The following is a 2474-nucleotide window of genomic DNA, read 5'->3' as shown; positions in this document are numbered from 1 at the left end:
CCTCTTTTGCCTCCCCCTCTCGAGGGAGATTTTATCATAGGGTGGGTCAGTTTTATTTGACGATCGGGGGTCAATTCTATTTTACGATCTACAATTTTGCCTTTCTAAGGGATTTGAACAACCAGACAAATAGTCCAGCAAGGGAAAATATAGCACCTAATATAAAGTGAATTGCGCTAAAGGAGTGAAGTGCAACGTGAAACTGATCAATTGTCCACAGAAAAAAGGTCCCGGCAAAATACAGCAAATTATTTGGAGCTATATTTCTTCCGGGAGGATGAACTGGTTGACTCCTCATATATTCTTTCGGTCTCTCATGAACAGGTACGGCAATAGCCCTGGTGAAAGAATCATAGCAATTTTTCTTTTGCGTTACGATAATTATTTGGGAAGCAATACTCTGCCTGCTGACTGTATGCGTTACTATTTTCATAATGTTTACATTCCACTTATTACACCTCCCAATATCTATAATTAACATATTCACACCACTCTTTCTTGGATTTGCAATGTTTTTCTTGATCCTTATTGGTTCTTCGCTATTTAGTGTGGGTAAGAGTCTTTACCAGAAGATGTCATATGGTAATTTATGACAAGTCGTGGCATGTGGTAGCAATGGTTGGTATTCTTCTGTGGTAGGACAAGCTTCTCTCAGAAGAGAAATAAATGGAACACATACCACTTGCCTGAGGGGGTCCTACACATGATGGATTACCGCACCGTGTTTGCCTCAGCTCTGGGTCTCACACCACCCTGGGAGGTTGTTAACATTAAGTTTTCGGTGGAGGAGCACCGGCTCGATATCTGGGTAGACTTCCCACCCGGCAGCACCTTTGTCTGTCCGACCTGCGGCCGTGCCGATGCCAAGGCTTATGACAGCGAGGAGAAGACCTGGCGGCACCTCAACTTCTTCCAGTACCGCACCTACCTGCACGCCCGGGTGCCCCGGGTGGAGTGTCCTGGCGGTTGTACAGTGCGCCAGGTGCAGGTACCCTGGGCCAGACCGAGGAGTGACTTCACCCTTTACTTCGAGGGTCTGATCATGCTCCTGGCCCAGGACATGACTGTGAAGGCTATTGCCGAACTGGTGGGCGAGCACGACACCAGGCTCTGGCGCATCCTCGACCATTACGTGGAACAGGCGCGGGCCAAGCAGGATTACTCCGGTGTCCGGCGCGTCGGCGTGGATGAAACCGCAGCTAAAAGGGGCCACAACTACATCAGCCTCTTTGTAGACCTGGATACATCCCGGCTGCTCTTTGCCGCTCCGGGCAAAGGTAGCGAAACCATCGCCGCCTTCAGCGAGGACCTGCAAGCTCACGGCGGACGGCCGGAGGGGATTGAGACCGTGTGCTGTGACCTCTCGCCGGCGTTTATTGCGGGCGTGAAGTCCTTTTTTCTCCGGGCCAGACTGGTGTTTGACCGTTTCCACGTCATGAAGATCATCAACGCAGCCGTAGACGAAGTGCGCCGGGACGAGAGTAAGGAGAACCACCAGCTAAAAAAGACCCGCTACCTGTGGCTGAAGAACCCCTCCAATCTCACGGCCAAACAGCGCAAGAAGCTCGAGAGCCTGAAATACCAGCACCTGGACACGGTGCGGGCTTATAACCTGAAACTGTCTTTTCAGGATTTATTCACTCAACCGGACCGGGCCGCTGGAGAGGATTTCCTGAAGCGTTGGTACTACTGGGCCACGCACTCCAAGCTGGTACCCATGATCCAGGCGGCTTACACCATCAAAGACCACTGGGAAGGCATCCTCAACTGGTTCGAATCCCGTGTCAGCAACGGCATCCTGGAGGGCATCAACAGCCTTATCCAGGCGGCCAAAGCCAGGGCGAGAGGCTACCGCAACGTTAAGACCTTGATCACAATGGCCTACATCATTGGAAGCCGTCTTGACTATGGCTTGCCTAAAAACTGTCTTTGTTAACAAATAGTTCCGTCTCTACCCATACTAAATAGCGAGGAACCTCCTTATTTTTGATAGTTACGTTACACCGCGTTTAAGCCAGCGGGTATTAGGCTTACAGGTTCTACGTGTGTATCCCGCTTCCCGATGGGCCGTGCGATTGAGCACTTTTTTGTTACTAAATGCTTCTGATCGAAACCGTATCAATTTCCCCAAATGCGTATTTTGGGAAATTCACACTAGTTACAATAGCCGAAGACCAACAAATAAATTAACTTTTATCAAGGCCGTTCTTCGCGATATAAAAACTCTACACAGCTACTTTAATGGACAAGTCTGCTTTTTTGGACACACTCCGATGCCAATTGAAAGGTTCATATCTATTTTAGGGATAAAACGGGAAATTAGCCTACAAGGACCATTCCTTTCTAAAACACCTCCAGACCGTACGCTAAAGGTTGATTTTGACGTCCTCCCCCGAATGAATTCAGAGGATTCCCCGCAGGAAACACCCCGAACCCACCCGGGGTTCCCCGGGATTTGCGTGCCCTTCCGGGTT

1 protein-coding gene is annotated in these 2474 nt (G+C 49.7%); it reads left to right on the top strand.

Features of this window, described 5'->3' with window-relative positions; translation table 11 throughout:
* Positions 1 to 706 precede the first annotated feature (706 nt).
* Positions 707 to 1936, top strand: coding sequence for an ISL3 family transposase (locus J2Z49_RS14615; protein ID WP_307403910.1), 1230 nt, complete (start codon positions 707 to 709; stop codon positions 1934 to 1936).
* The last annotated feature ends 538 nt before the right edge of the window (positions 1937 to 2474 follow it).

It is taken from the genome of Desulfofundulus luciae (genome assembly GCF_030813795.1).
Taxonomy (GTDB): Bacteria; Bacillota; Desulfotomaculia; order Desulfotomaculales; family Desulfovirgulaceae; genus Desulfofundulus; species Desulfofundulus luciae.
The sequence above is the reverse complement of the archived record's forward strand: the minus strand, read 5'-3'. Positions and strand labels throughout refer to the sequence as shown.

What these genes read in the sequence shown, in the direction of transcription:
- J2Z49_RS14615 (WP_307403910.1), top strand. Translation starts at nt 707, where the DNA reads ATGGATTACCGCACCGTGTTTGCCTCAGCTCTGGGTCTCACACCACCC.